Here is a 13,388-nt window from a genome sequence, read left to right as displayed (position 1 = left end):
GGTCTAAATACATGTGGATAAGTCGATCGCACAGGATGTGCGACGAGCACACCGCCGTCGCCTCCAAGATTCTCCGGTCGGGACACCCGCGGTCCCGCCAGGCCTCACGGTGGGGTGAGGGAGGCGCGGGCGCGCCCCGGCCGGCGCGCCCGCAGGCCGCCCATTGGTCGCGAGCCGCCCGTCCGTCGACAGCCGGTGACGAGTCGTTACGGTGGATGCGTGGAACCCGATCCCCAGCGGGAGCGCGACACCCCCGGCGACCGCCCAGACTGGTCGCCGTACGACGAGGCCGCCGCGCAGGAAGACGCCGAATGGCGCCGCAACCGACGCCGCCGCTGGTGGGCAATCCTCGGCGTGTCTTCCCTCATGCTGTGCCTGGTAGGCAGCGCGGTCGGCTACATCCTGTACGACCGCGCCACCCGAATCGACCGCAGCACACCCGCGATCGTGGTGGAACAGTACATATACACGATCTTCGAAGACAGAAACCTTGATGGAGCCGAGGTTTTCGAGTGCCGCGACAGCAGTTCACGAGAGAGCATGCAGGCTCTATTGGCGGACATCGAGGAGCGCGAGACCAGGTACAACATCGTCATCAAGGTGTCGACTGCCAATTACGCAAGTTCTGTCGTTGGCGACAACGCGGAAGTGTCCGTGTCGCTGCGGGTCGACGTTCCGGAGGAGGACGGAAGGCCGTCGAGATCGACGCAGCAATGGCAGTTCCAACTTCGAGATGAAGATGGGTGGCGGGTCTGCGGGGCGGCCAAGCAGGAGCCGTGATCACTCGACCCAGGCGTTGTCGGCGGAGATCTCCAGGGCTTTGGGCATTCGGCCGGTCCAGGCCCATCGGTACCAGTCGAGTTCGTGCATGACCAGGAGGGTGGTTCGGCCGCCGGCGGATTGCCTCAGTTCGCTTACGGCGCGCAGGCCCCGGTCGAACCCGGGGGTGGGACCCGGGGCCAGGCAGACGATGCGGCCGCCCGTCACCGAGGCCTTTTCGTCGGCCGGAACCGGCCATCGGGTTTCCGGCCCGGCGTGGTCGACGCGGACCTCGGACGTGGGTACTTCGATCCATACCCGGGAGATGGGTACGAGCGGCGCGAAGACGTCGACGTCCTCCGCTTCGGCGCGATACCAGTCGTGTTCGGTGAGGACCGGGACCAGCGTCCGTCCGTCCTGAACAACAGTGGAATCGGCCCGGAGGTCGCGCCGCCACCCCAGCCCCGGTCGGCCCACGACGACCCGATGTCCGCGGACATCGGGCCAGTGCGCGGCCCTGGTGGCGACGATCGGCTCCGGTTCGATTGCGCCGCGCACTACGACGTTCCCTCCCCGAGCGGTGCGCCCGCGTCCCGCATGAAATTTTCCGGGTTGACGGCGCCGTTGCTGCTCCGGTCGCCATCGAGGTGGACCTCGAAGTGCACGTGCGGGCCGGACGAGTTGCCGCTGCTGCCGGAGAGACCGATCACCTCGCCGGCGGCGACGGACTGGCCGAGACGCACAGCGGGCTGCTGGATCATGTGGCAGTAGCGGGTGACGACGGCGCCCGCGTGCAGGATGTCGACGAACCAGCCGCAGCCCTTGACCTGCGGCGAGCCGTCGCGGTCGCAGCTGATCGAGACGCCGTTCAGGCGGGCGTCGCATCGCATTCTGACGACCGTACCGGCTGCCGCGGCGTGGATCTGGGTACGTTTGTCGGCGGCGATGTCGACACCGTGGTGGGTCGGCCGGCCGGCGGTGCGGAAGCCGGACACGATTTTGCCGCGCACGGGAGCGGTCCATCCCGAGGCCGAGATCTCGCCGGCGCTGACGCACCGGAGATCCACGGCGCCGCCCGCCGCCCGGGCCCCACCGTTGGTGAGGACGTTGACAGTCAACGACGCGGTCGGCTCGTGCTGCGCGTACGCGTCCGGGTAGGCACTGCGCTGGACGCGTTGCGCGGCGACGGTCAGAGCCTGCCGCTCCCAGCCCTGGATCGTCAGGAGCTTCTCGTAGAATTTCCGCGACGAATACTGCGGATCCATGATCTGCTCGGCGGTTCCCCAACCCTGGCTCGGCCGTTGCTGGAAGAGGCCGAGCGAGTCGTGGTCGTTGCGCGCGCCGAGGTTGCCAACATTGATGAGACGGGACTCCTGCATCGCCGTCGCCACGGCGATCACCCAACCCCGCGGCGGAACCTTCATCTGCTGCCCGACCTGGACGATTATCGCGGCGTTACGCATCTGTTCGTCGCCCAGTTGGCCGGCCCGGGGAAGCTTGGCGGCCCGCGGGTCCACCATCGCCCCGCCACCGCAGTTGTACCCGTAGACGTCGGTATCCTCGTCGAAAAGACCACCGAGGAAGAACACCGAAACGCCACCGCCACAACAGAGCAGCAGGAGACCGGCGGTCAAGGCGACGGCAAGCGCGACGCGTCCACGGCGGGGTTCAATCGTGGCGTCACCGCTCATGACCGCTCCCACGACACGGCATCGACCAACCAACGACCATTGCTCACCAGCAGACGGAGTTTCAGCGTTCCGGGTGTCACCGGGACATCGACCTCGGCGAGCTGACTGTCGCGCGGCCGCACGGTGGCCGGACCCCGGACAGATTCGGCCGGCACCGACGTCGGGTCGACGTCCTTGAACTGTTCGAGGAGGCGCTTGGTCGAGTAGGGCTCGAGGCTCTTGACCCACTGCGCGCTGGTCATGCCGGTACTTTTCACCCAGGCGTTGGCGAAATCGAGAGCCACCTTCTCGGGCGCGGGGACGCCGGGAATCGCGCTGATGGAGGGCGAGTCCTCGGTCGTGGCGACGCTGTCGTCCCCGAGTATTTCGGACGAGCTAGCCGACACCTGCAGCGGCGGTGGCGGCCCGGCAGCCTCGAACGGTTGCGGCCCACTGATGACCCGCGCCACACCGACGACGATCACCACCAGCACGACCCCGATGACCGCCAACCCGTAACGACTGCCGAGGAGGCGAAGGATCCGTCGTGCCACGCCACCCTCCCGTCATCGCCGAGCCGGCTCGGACTCCGGCCGATACACGGGCGCCTCCCGCGAACTCGGCCGGTAGATGGCGTAGCTGGGTGCCCCTTCGTCGTCTGGTTCGGTCCACCGGCGGACCTGTGCCGGCGCGGGGGATGGTGTGTCGTCCCTGGCCGGGCTGTCCTCCGGGCGCGGGGTGGGCTGCGAGATGGAAGTGTCTTCGTCGCGCGCCTCGGGCCTGGCCTGCGTCTGGAGGACGATCGGCGAGGCTTTCGAACCACGACCGGCTGCGGCGTCGTGGCCCTCTTCGGCTTCAGCCTTGCGGGCTTCCCTGAAGAAGAGCCGTTGCCAACCACCCAGGCTCGCGATGGGATTGGACGAGGTCTTTCCACCCAGCTGGGTGATGCGTCGGTAGGGCCTGAGTAGCATCCAGCCGACGATTCCGGTTAGTAGAATGAGGACAACCTGGAGCCAGCCGGGAATAGTTGGCGTGGTGATGATGAGGTTGACCGCCAAAAGGTAGATGGCGGATCCGGCGCCGAAAATCACAATATTGAAGGTCGCCGCCACGACCACGTTGGCCAGGCGCCGAATCCCTGAACTGGCTGGGCGAAGCAAGCCCACCGTGCCAAGTACGGGTGCAGCGATTACGGCCCATCGGAAGATCATGAATCCGAGAAGAACGAGTAACGAGGCCGCGATGTCGAACAGCGCGAAGAAGATTGCCGCAAGAATGGCGATGAAGCCGGCGCCGATGCGGTCCATCCCCCTGACGCCCTTCAGGTGTTCATATGCTTCCGGGTCTTCGGCTTTTATCTGCTGGGCAACCCTGTTCCAGTTGTTTGCCTTGCGGTCGATGATTTCCTGGCGGAACTTCTGATCGGCACGCATCTTTTCGAGTTCGTCCCAAGAGTATGACTTGGCGTCATACAAGATCGGGCCGTACCGTTGCGCCGTTTCACTCTCAGAGGATCCGAGCAGGCCTCGTAGCCAGTTTCGATAGAGAAGCCCCTGTGTCGCTGTGTCGCTCGCTCGCTGGGCGGGTGCTCGGTTGTCTGCGCAGGCTTTGGGGTCCAGATTCCGGCACCGATCTTCCGGGAGGGACTCATCTCGCGGTCCGATAGCCGTGTGTACAGCATTGAGGGACGCGGTCAGGGTCCCGTCGGCGAGATTCGCGGATTGAACGGGCCAGCGAGCCAATGCGGTGACGGCCACCATGATCAGGAGTGCCCAACCCACCGTCGTCATGGTCGCGCTCATATCCGATTGTCGTGAGCGCCAGAGAAGGTAGAGGCCGACAACGGCTAGCGTGACTCCGCCGAAAACAGTGAATACCTTCTTGTAGACCGCCTGTGTTGCGGTCTCCACGAGTGGATCTGCCCAACCCCACATGGAGTCAGGCACCCAGGCCTTCTCGCGCAGCGCGTTGGAAGCTCCGATTACCGATGACGCGAGAAGAAACTCTCCGTTCGCAACGGTATTCTCGAATTTGAAGTCGGGATGCAGTACCGCTGGAACGCACTCGGTAGTGGCGTCGTATGTGGTGTAGTCGTAACCCGCGTAGCCGTACTTCGTGTACATATCTGGGCGGCCACTCGCACGGAGGTTCTCGGCGGGCATGGTGGCGAACCAGCCGGCCATACCTGAGTCCGGCGCAGACGGAGTCGGGGCCTTCACGCAGTCAACCTTGTCGGCGCCCAGCTCGGGAAGCCCCTTTACACACCCGTCCCACAATGAGGGGTTGCGCCACTGCTCGGTCGAGCAGGGATTTGGGGCTGTAGGGGGGTCGCCGGGTGCGGCGGCTGCTGGGGAGACGCCCCCAAACAGGGTGGACATCGCCAGCACCACCGCCGCCAGCAGGCCCCCAGCAGCCCGTCTAGCGCCTCGTCCACCCGTCACGTCACGCCTCCACTTCGGTGTCGCGCGTTTTGTGGGTTGCCGGGTCCATGGGGCCGAGGGCCAGTGGGTCCTTCGGGCCGACCAGGACCGGATCGGTCGTCGACGTCGGTGTCGTGTCGAGGTAGGTGAGGAGGTCGGGGACGTACGAGACGTCTACTCGGATCTTCTGTACCCGGGCGTCGACGTCTCGCATGACGAACTCGCGGAAGCCCAACCGCTGCGACGACGATGCGTCGACCTGCGACAGCGACGCCAGCGTCTGCTCGTAGCCGACGCCGGTGGGAACGCGCAGGAGGCGAAGCGCCTCGGACGCGATCTCGGTGTCTTCGGCGATCCGGCCCACGAACACCGTGGAGACGAGGTTCTGGACGTCCAGGCCGAGGATGTCGCGGGGGTTCTGGGACGCGACCATCGCCGCCAGGTTCCACTTGCGGGAGTCTCGGGCCAACCGTACGAGGAACGACCGGCCGGAGCGCCAGCCCTCCATGAAGTGTGCCTCGTCGAGACCGACCATCTTGCGCCGGTACATGTCGCCGCCGTAGCAGCGGCGCACCGCCAGGCGGTGGGCCGTGTGCAGCATCGGCAGGGCCAGGGCCTCCTCGGCCGACCAGTATTCCCGCTCGATCTTCAGGTCGGGCAACCGCAACCCGGCCATCGTGATGACGGTGAGCGCGGCGTCGGAACCGAGCGAACCCGACGGTGGCTTGCCGAAGAACAGCATCGCCAGCGGCATCTCGGCCGCGTCCAGCAACAGGTTGCCGAGTTCCGCGGCGTCGGGGTCGCCCATCTCGCGGAGGATGCGCACCACATCGTCCAATGTGGACGTTTCCTCGGCGGGGACCTGCCGGGCGGCGTGTCGCAGCAGCGTGGCCGTGGAGGCTTCCCTGGCCACCTGCGGCGGCACCAGCATCATGCAGATGTCCTGCACCAGCATGCGCCGCTCGGCGCGGGCGTTGGACACCGCGATCTCGAACTCGCGGTCACCCTCCGCGCCGACCGCGAAGTGCATCCGCTGCGGCGTCGGGATCAGCGCATACGGCGCCAGCGTTCCCTGCTCGGAGCCGGTGAGGTTCAGCACGTGCGAGTACGGCTTGAGTTCCGGCATCTGGCACAGCCTGGCCAGCGGACCGGACGGGTCGAGCAGCGTCACCTGGACACCGCGCCGCGCCGACAGATACCCGAGCGCGCCGATCAGGGTCGACTTACCGCCGCCGGGCTCGGCCACGAACACCGAGAGGCCGGACCGCTCGCGCACCTCCATCGGGAAATGCAGATCGAGGAATACCGGACGGCGTGAGGTGCCGGCCGTGCGCCCGATCAGGTCGCCGCGGCGATCGCCCACAGTGGACGCCGCCTGCGGCAGCGCCGCCGCGAACAGCTTGATGGGCATGCGCCGCAGGTAGCCGGTGTTCGCCAGCGGCTCGCCCGGGATGAACTCGCGGGCCAACCAGTCCTGGTTCTTCGGGTGCTGCAACGAGACGCGCATCTCGCGGCTGTACAACTGGGTGAGCCGGCGGGCCCGTTCCAGGCACTCTTCCCGGGTGCGACCGCTCACCGCGATGCGGTGCCAGCCGTGCGCCCGCGACGAGTCGACCGGAAGCCCGGTGGTCATGTCGTCGCCGATCGTCAGCGCGCGCTTGGCGAGCCGCTCCAACTCCGGCGGCGAGTCCATGCCGTGCTCGGCGTAGTCCTGTTGCTGCGACCGGATCAGCCGCAGCCGGTGCTCCAGGTTCTTGAACGAGTCGCCCGGACCGAGAATGTCCACTCTGGACGACAGCTCCATCGCCCACGGCAGCCGCTCGTGGAAGTGCAGCCACGGCTCGTGCCGCTCCGGAATCTCCAGCGGCTCCATGCGTCCGACCGCGAGCACGGCCACGTGCCGTTCCTCGCCGGTCATCCGGTTCACCAGCTTGACCGTGGAGCCGTACGGGGTGCGGTACCGCTCGATCTGCTCGGTCAACGCGAGCAGGTCGCCCCGGTCCCAGGAGCCGTGCTCCACATTGGACACCGAGGCCGGCGGCGTCATCCCGAGCGCGACCGACCGGAACAGCAGGAACTCCAGTTCCTCGGCGGTGACCCGCCGCCCGCGCATGCCGAACGCACCGAGCACCTCGTCGAACTGCTCGACGGTGCGCGACATCCGGCGCCGCTCGTTGTCACCGATGCCGCGGTTGAACAGCTTGCCCATCCGTTCGGCGAACGTGGCACCGAGGGTGCGCCGCGCGAACGTGATGCCGAGGTACGTCTGCCCTTCCGCGTGGTTCAGCGCGATCAGGTGCTGCTGCGCGGCGACCAGATGGTCGGCCCACGACGGCGCCCCGTTCACCGGCGGGAGCGGGCTCGCCGTGTGCGCGTCGATCGTGCGGGCCCACTGGTCGGCCGGGAACGGCCGGGTCGTCCGGCGCAGGTGGACCCGGAACCCGGCGAGGCCGGAGTACTGCTCGGAAATGGCCAGCAGCAACGATTCCCGGTCGGCGTCGGGCCGGAACGACCACCGGATCTCCGGCAACCGGTACCACGCCGTGACCGCGTTCGGCGTGAACGTCAGGTGCCCGGCGATCTCCGTGATGGCAAGCTCCACCGAGGGATCGCGGTCCTTGTGCTTCGGCTTCGGCGCCTTCTCGACCGCGGTGCGCCGCGACCGCTTCGGTTCCGCGGCCTTCTCCCGCGGTCGCTTGGCCGGAACGGGTTCCCGCGGCGGCGGCGCCGGTACCGGCTCGCGCGCCGGCGCCGGCAGCAACGCCGTCGACGGTTGCGGCACGTCGTAGATGAAGCCGTCGTCGTCGGGATCGGGCAACGGCAGGGGCGCGTACCCGGGCTGGGCCGCCGGATAGGTCACCGGCGCGGCGTATGCCGGTGGTTGCGGTGGCGGCGCCGGTTGCGCTTGTTCGGCGGGACGCGGAAAGGCAACGGGACGCGCGTGCGCGGGGCCGAACGGGACGACCGGTGTGGCGAGCGGCGATCCGGGCTCGTTCCACATCGGTGGCGCCGGTGCGTAACCGGGCGGTGCGGTGGGTCCGTTGGTGGTGGGTGCGACCGGATACTGCGGATACTGCGGAACCGGCGGCGCGGGTGGTGCGAACGCCGTGGGTTCGGGGCGTGCGGTCGGCACGTGTGAACCGTTGCGGCCGTTGGTTTGCCGGGCCGGCGCCGCGTGTGGACCGACCGCGCTGCCCGACAACGGCGTCGCGACCGGTGCCGGCGGCGATCCGAACATGGACGGCGCGGGCGGCGGCGGAAGCGGTGGCGGCGGCAACGGCGCCGGCGCTTCGCGAAACACCGGAACGGACGGCGGAGCAACCGGATGCTGCGGGAAGGGCTGGGCGACCGGGGGACGGGCGACCGGAGGCTGGGCGACCGGAGGCTGGGCGACCGGAGGCTGGGCGACCGGGGCGTACGCGGCCGGGTGCGGCGGTTGCGGAAGCGGCGCCGGATGCCCGACCGGTTCGTCGTGCAGCGGCGGAAGCTGGAGGGGATCGATGGTCGGCAGGCCCGACGGGTCGGTGCCCGTCCACCAGCCGGCCTCGTCGCGTCCGTTGCGGGGCCGGGCCGGTGTGCCACCGGGCTCGCCGCGCTTGAAGAGGCCGAGGAACGGGGAGTCGACGTCGGGTGGGTTGGTGGGCGCCGCGGGCCGCCCTTCCGGTCCGTGGAAGACAGCGACCCGGCCGTCGTCGGCAGCGGCCTGTAGGCCGCCGTCGTAGTCGACGGAGAACGTCTCCTCGTCGCCGCCGTAGCGGGTGGTCATACGAGCTCCTCCCGAATGCGGATGCGGCTGGCGACGAGACGGGGCTCGCGCTGTTCGGTACGGGGTTCCCGGGTGCGGCGCCAGTCTGTCAGCGCAGTGCGGATAACCATTCGTGCCGGCCGATCCGGATCGACGTAACGGAAGACGAGCGACGTGGAGACGATCGCCAATGCGATTTCCCACGCCGGGAAGAGCTCGACTTTGAAGGTGAACATGTAGTGGATGAATATGTAGAGCGGTACCAGGAGCATGAACAGGCCGTACTGCGCGTACGGTAACTGCACCGGCAGGGTGTACCCGGGTGGGCCGAGGTAGACGAGCCGTGCCCGGTAGATGTCGTCGTCGGTGCGCAGCCGCATCGCTGGCCTACTTGAAGACCACGTCGATCAGGGATTCTCCGACGAAGAACAGGGTCGCCGCACCGGCGATGAACGCGAGCCCGATGATGGCGATCGCGGAGCTGGTGAGCACCCGCGACACTTCGCCCTTGCTCGCGCGGCCGATGAAGATGACGCCCAGCACCGCCAGCAGGATCGGTGCGATTTTGCTGGCGAAGAACGAGAGGATCCCGTCGGTGTCGACCTCGCCGCCACCGGGCGGATCGGGTGCCGCCAAGCCGTTGGATAGTCCGCCGCTGGAAAGAATGCTGTCTGCCAGGTGGCCATTTGCGATTGCTACGAGTCCGTCCACCGCTGGGGACAGCACCCACAGCGCCTGGCCGATCTCCACGACACTCATCTCTGCCTTACCTCCCCGGTACGCGAGGGCCTCTCAACCTCCGCGTACAGCCTTGCCGATCGGACCGCTGAGAGGTGGTAACCCCTCGTCGTGTCGCCTCGGCCTGACCGCTACCCAGGGGCTGTTTCAGGCACAGTGTGTATGCCCCGTTTCACCCTCCGAATACCGGTCACGAACAGAGCGTACGTTGCTCTTGTCCTTTCCAACAAGGTGACGACATCGTCACCGCCAGCCTGGCACGACCGTTTTGTCCAGCCTACCGCCACCCGGTCATGTCGATGATCAACACGACCAGGAAGGGTAACGTTCGTACCGTGACCGACCCGTTGACCGCCGTGTCACCCGTCGTCGTCGGTGTCCTCAACGTAACCCCCGACAGCTTCTCGGATGGCGGTCGCTATACAGGGATAGACGCAGCAGTAGCTCACGGGGTTCAAATGAACACGGAGGGTGCCAACTTCGTCGATGTCGGCGGGGAGTCGACCCGTCCCGGAGCGGAGCGCGTCGACCCGGAAACCGAGCGTGCCCGGGTGGTTCCGGTGATCGCGGCGCTCACCGCCGCGGGCGTCCCCACCTCGATAGACACCACGCGCGCGAGCGTGGCCGCGGCCGCGCTGGCCGCGGGCGCCGCCGTGGTCAACGACGTGTCGGGGGGACTCGCGGACGCCGACATGGCGCGCGTCGTGGCCGACGCCGGCTGCCCGTGGGTGCTCATGCACTGGCGCGGCCACTCCGCCCGGATGCGCGAGTTGGCCGTGTACACCGATGTGGTCAAGGAGGTCTGTGCGGAACTCGGCGCGCGGGTCGACGCGGCGATCGCCGCGGGCGTGGCCGCCGACCGGCTCGTCCTCGACCCCGGCCTCGGGTTCGCGAAGTCGCCGGAGCACAACTGGCGGCTGTCGGCCCGGCTCGACCAGCTGGTGGCGCTGGGCTTCCCGGTGCTGTTCGGCGCGAGCCGCAAGTCGTACCTGGGTAGCCTGCTCGCGGACGCGCGCGGTCCGCGTCCGGTAGACGAACGCGCGGCCGCGACCATCGCGACCACCCTGCTCGCGATCGACGCCGGGGCCTGGGGGGTGCGGGTGCACGACGTGCGCGCCAACGTCGACGCGATCCGGGTCTGGCAAGCGACGAAGGCGGCCCGATGAGCGACCGGATCGTGCTCACCGGGCTCACCGCCCGCGGCCACCACGGCGTCTACGACTTCGAACGCGCCGACGGCCAGGACTTCGTCGTCGACGCCACCCTCGACCTCGACCTCGCCGTGGCGGCCACGAGCGACGACGTGCGCGACACCGTCCACTATGGAGAGCTGGCCGGCCGGCTGGTCGCGGTGGTCACCGGGGAACCGGTGAACCTCATCGAGACGCTCGCGGCCCGGCTCGCCGACGAGTGCCTCGCCGACACCCGGGTGCGCGCGGCGACGGTCACCGTGCACAAGCCGCAGGCGCCGATCCCGCACGCGTTCCAGGACGTGGCGGTCACCATCCGGAGAGAACGGAGAGAGCGGTGACCACGGCCGTGCTGTCGCTGGGCAGCAACCTCGGCGACCGCGTCGCGCACCTGCGCGCCGCCGTCGACGGTCTGGGCGACGAGCTGCTGAGCGTCTCCGGCGTCTACGAGACCGAGCCGTGGGGCGACCCGGACCAGCCGCGCTACCTGAACGCCGTGGCGCTCGTGCTCCGGCCGGGCGCGTCCGCGGAGCACTGGCTGAACGTGGCTCGCGTGATGGAGACCCGGGCGAACCGCGAACGCGACCCGGAGCGCCGGTTCGGCCCGCGCACCCTCGACGTCGACGTCATCACCGTGAGCGCCGACGACGGGACGCCCGTGGTCAGCGCCGATCCCGACCTCACACTGCCGCACCCACGGGCGCACCTGCGCGCGTTCGTGCTGCGGCCGTGGCTCGACATCCAGCCCTACGCGGACCTGCCCGGCCACGGGCGGCTGTTCGACCTGGTGCGCGCCGACCCGGTGGCGTCCGATCTGGCCGGCCTCCGGGCGCGTGACGACATTTCCCTGGAGACTTGACGGATGCCCCCACCCGACGATCGGAAGATGCGTCCGACCAACGCGTCGACGCTCATAGTCGCCGGCCTGGCCATGGCCGCCCTGTCGTGGCTCGCCATCAGCCGGTTCTACGGCGACTTCCCGAGCATCCCGGTGCTGCCCGGCCTGACCCTGCTCGCCCTGGCCGGCCTGGAAATCGCCGCGGCCGTCAACACCAAGAACCGGATCGACCGCAAACCGGGCACCGAACGCGTCGACCCGTTGCTGGTGGCCCGGTATCTGGTGCTGGCCAAGGCGTCGGCGCTCGCCGCCGCCTTGTTCACCGGCCTCTACGCCGGCATCTCGATCTGGCTGGTCACCGAGCAGGGCCGGAACGCCCACGCCGAAGACGACCTGCTGCCGGCCGTGATCGGCACGATCGGCGGCGTCATGCTGGTGTTCGGCGCACTGTTCCTGGAACGGGCCTGCCGGGTGCCACCGCCGCCACCGTCGAGCGACCCGTCCGCGCCGGGGTGGGCCGGCGACGGCGCCGAGCCCGACGCCCAGGAAGAAGCCGGCGCCTAATCGTTCCTTAATCGTGTCCTAACCTGCTGTAGCGATGGCATCGCACGAATGTCGCCAGGGGGTGACCGGGAGCCGGATCCGCGGGTACGGTGCGTCCAAATGGCCAGCGGGTGGAGGCGGCGGCGTGAGTTACGACGACGGGTTTCGTGACAGTCCCGCGTTCCGCGACAGCGCCGCCTACCGCGAGAGCGTCGGGAAACACTCCGACGAGGAGGTCACCCAGCGGTCGTTCCTGCCCGGGAGTTACCCGGTGAACGGGTACCCGTCGAACGGGTACGGCACCGAGACCACGCTCGGTCTGCGCGAGCAGGAGTACGAGACGCTGCCGCCGGCGCCCGAGCCGGCCGCGCCGGAACCGCGTCGCCAGCGGCCGCCCCGCGACCGGCTCGGCGTCCACTTCGCCTGGGAACTGGTGCTGCTGCTCGCCGCCGGCGGCGTCGGCTTCCTGCTCTGGCGGGCCGAGCCGGCCACGCTGCGCGGCCAGGGCCTCGAAGACCTGTGCATCCAGGTGGCGATCGTCGGCATGGTCACCGTCGCGATGGGGTTGAGCCTGCGGGCGGCGGTGCCGAACCTCGCCCTCGGCCCGATGGTCTTCGCCGCGGCGATGTTCTTCGCCGAGAACTCCGGGCGCGGCGTGCTGGTCACCGCGGGGGTCACGGCGCTGCTCGCGGCCGCGGCCGGTGTGGTGATCGCGCTCGTGGTCACCGCGTTCCACGTGCCGTCGTGGGCCGCGAGCCTGGCCGCCGGACTCGGTCTCATCGTGTGGATCCAGGACCACCGCAAGCCGGTCGCCGTGGTCAGCGGCGCCTACGACCCGCACGACCACGCGGTGTTCATCGTCGGCGGCTTCGTCGCCCTGTCGGTGCTCGGCGGTGTGCTCGGGCTGGTCGGCAACCTGCGCCGGGCGACCGGGCGGTACCGGCCGGCCGGTGATCCGTCGCTGCGTGGCGGCGGGGGAGCGGTGTCGGCGGCGCTCGCGCTGATCGGCTCGTCGGTGTTCGCGGCCGGCGCCGGGGTGCTGCTCGCGCTCAACAACCGGGCGATCGCGCCCACCGAGAACGGCATCGGGCTGACGCTGCTCGCGCTGGGCGCGGCCCTGCTCGGCGGCACGTCGATTTTTGGACGCCGGGGCGGGCTGTTCGGCACCGTACTGGCCGTCGGCGGGCTGGTGCTGCTCTCCCACTACCTCGCCGCGGAGGGCCGCGGGATCAGCGTGTTCGCGCTGGCCGGCGCCGCGCTCGGGGTGGGCCTGCTGGTGAGCCGCCTGGTCGAGGCCCTGGGCCGGCCGAAGCCGGAACCCGAACCGGTCGTGACGCCGGCGGAGGTGGAGTACGAACAGCGGCCGCTCGACATCCCGCCCGACGTCCAGTGGACCGGCGGCCCGGCCGAGGCGCACCCGTGGGAGCCGGAAGACGCTCCCCGTCCGGCGGAGCGGTGGGACGAGCGCTGGGCCAGCCATTAGGG

At 69.2% G+C, this 13,388-nt stretch carries 13 protein-coding genes; 6 read left to right on the top strand and 7 right to left on the bottom strand.

All coding sequences use genetic code 11. The features are described from left to right. Positions 1-219: 219 nt before the first annotated feature. Positions 220-780, top strand: a complete 561-nt coding sequence (locus tag Vau01_RS06850; protein WP_203988369.1) for a hypothetical protein — start codon at positions 220-222, stop codon at positions 778-780. Here Vau01_RS06850 and Vau01_RS06845 read toward each other — a convergent pair whose 3' ends face one another. The 7 genes from Vau01_RS06845 to Vau01_RS06815 all read right to left on the bottom strand — a co-directional run bounded on the left by Vau01_RS06845 (position 781) and on the right by Vau01_RS06815 (position 9,287). Beyond that, positions 781-1,317 carry a hypothetical protein gene (locus Vau01_RS06845; RefSeq protein ID WP_203988367.1) on the bottom strand — a complete coding sequence of 179 codons (537 nt, stop codon included), beginning with the start codon at positions 1,315-1,317 and terminating at the stop codon, positions 781-783. It lies immediately after the preceding gene. After that, positions 1,317-2,450 carry a M23 family metallopeptidase gene (locus tag Vau01_RS06840; protein ID WP_203988365.1) on the bottom strand — a complete coding sequence of 378 codons (1,134 nt, stop codon included), beginning with the start codon at positions 2,448-2,450 and terminating at the stop codon, positions 1,317-1,319. The genes Vau01_RS06845 and Vau01_RS06840 overlap by 1 nt, the downstream gene beginning before the upstream one ends. After that, entirely contained in the window at positions 2,447-2,923 is a 477-nt protein-coding gene (locus Vau01_RS06835; RefSeq protein WP_203988363.1) for a hypothetical protein, read from the bottom strand. The genes Vau01_RS06840 and Vau01_RS06835 overlap by 4 nt, the downstream gene beginning before the upstream one ends. 72 nt (positions 2,924-2,995) lie before the next feature. Then, positions 2,996-4,807: an MFS transporter gene (locus Vau01_RS06830; protein WP_203988360.1), complete on the bottom strand. Its 1,812-nt coding sequence runs from the start codon at positions 4,805-4,807 to the stop codon at positions 2,996-2,998. 64 nt (positions 4,808-4,871) lie between these two features. Further along, positions 4,872-8,615: an ATP-binding protein gene (locus tag Vau01_RS06825; protein ID WP_239151365.1), complete on the bottom strand. Its 3,744-nt coding sequence runs from the start codon at positions 8,613-8,615 to the stop codon at positions 4,872-4,874. After that, positions 8,612-8,974: a hypothetical protein gene (locus tag Vau01_RS06820; RefSeq protein ID WP_203988359.1), complete on the bottom strand. Its 363-nt coding sequence runs from the start codon at positions 8,972-8,974 to the stop codon at positions 8,612-8,614. Before Vau01_RS06820 ends, Vau01_RS06825 begins: the two co-directional genes overlap by 4 nt. 7 nt (positions 8,975-8,981) lie before the next feature. Further along, positions 8,982-9,287, bottom strand: a complete 306-nt coding sequence (locus tag Vau01_RS06815) for a hypothetical protein (protein ID WP_373320197.1) — start codon at positions 9,285-9,287, stop codon at positions 8,982-8,984. A 380-nt stretch (positions 9,288-9,667) separates the two neighbouring features. Here Vau01_RS06815 and folP point away from each other — a divergent pair, with 380 nt between their 5' ends. The 5 genes from folP to Vau01_RS06790 all read left to right on the top strand — a co-directional run bounded on the left by folP (position 9,668) and on the right by Vau01_RS06790 (position 13,386). Then, entirely contained in the window at positions 9,668-10,498 is an 831-nt protein-coding gene (gene folP / locus Vau01_RS06810; protein WP_203988357.1) for a dihydropteroate synthase, read from the top strand. Next, positions 10,495-10,863 (top strand): dihydroneopterin aldolase, encoded by a 369-nt coding sequence (gene folB / locus Vau01_RS06805; protein WP_203988355.1) that lies wholly within the window; start codon positions 10,495-10,497, stop codon positions 10,861-10,863. The genes folP and folB overlap by 4 nt, the downstream gene beginning before the upstream one ends. Continuing rightward, the gene (folK, locus tag Vau01_RS06800; RefSeq protein ID WP_203988353.1) at positions 10,860-11,381 is read left to right on the top strand and encodes a 2-amino-4-hydroxy-6-hydroxymethyldihydropteridine diphosphokinase; all 522 of its coding nucleotides are present in this window, start codon (positions 10,860-10,862) and stop codon (positions 11,379-11,381) included. The genes folB and folK overlap by 4 nt, the downstream gene beginning before the upstream one ends. A gap of 27 nt (positions 11,382-11,408) precedes the next feature. Next, a complete protein-coding gene (locus Vau01_RS06795; RefSeq protein ID WP_239151364.1) occupies positions 11,409-11,924 on the top strand; it encodes a DUF3180 domain-containing protein in 516 nt (171 codons plus the stop codon). Between the two features lie 124 nt (positions 11,925-12,048). Further along, entirely contained in the window at positions 12,049-13,386 is a 1,338-nt protein-coding gene (locus Vau01_RS06790) for an ABC transporter permease (RefSeq protein WP_203988349.1), read from the top strand. The last annotated feature ends 2 nt before the right edge of the window (positions 13,387-13,388 follow it).

Source organism: Virgisporangium aurantiacum (assembly GCF_016863635.1).
Classification (GTDB): Bacteria; Actinomycetota; Actinomycetes; order Mycobacteriales; family Micromonosporaceae; genus Virgisporangium; species Virgisporangium aurantiacum.
The sequence above is the reverse complement of the archived record's forward strand: the minus strand, read 5'-3'. Positions and strand labels throughout refer to the sequence as shown.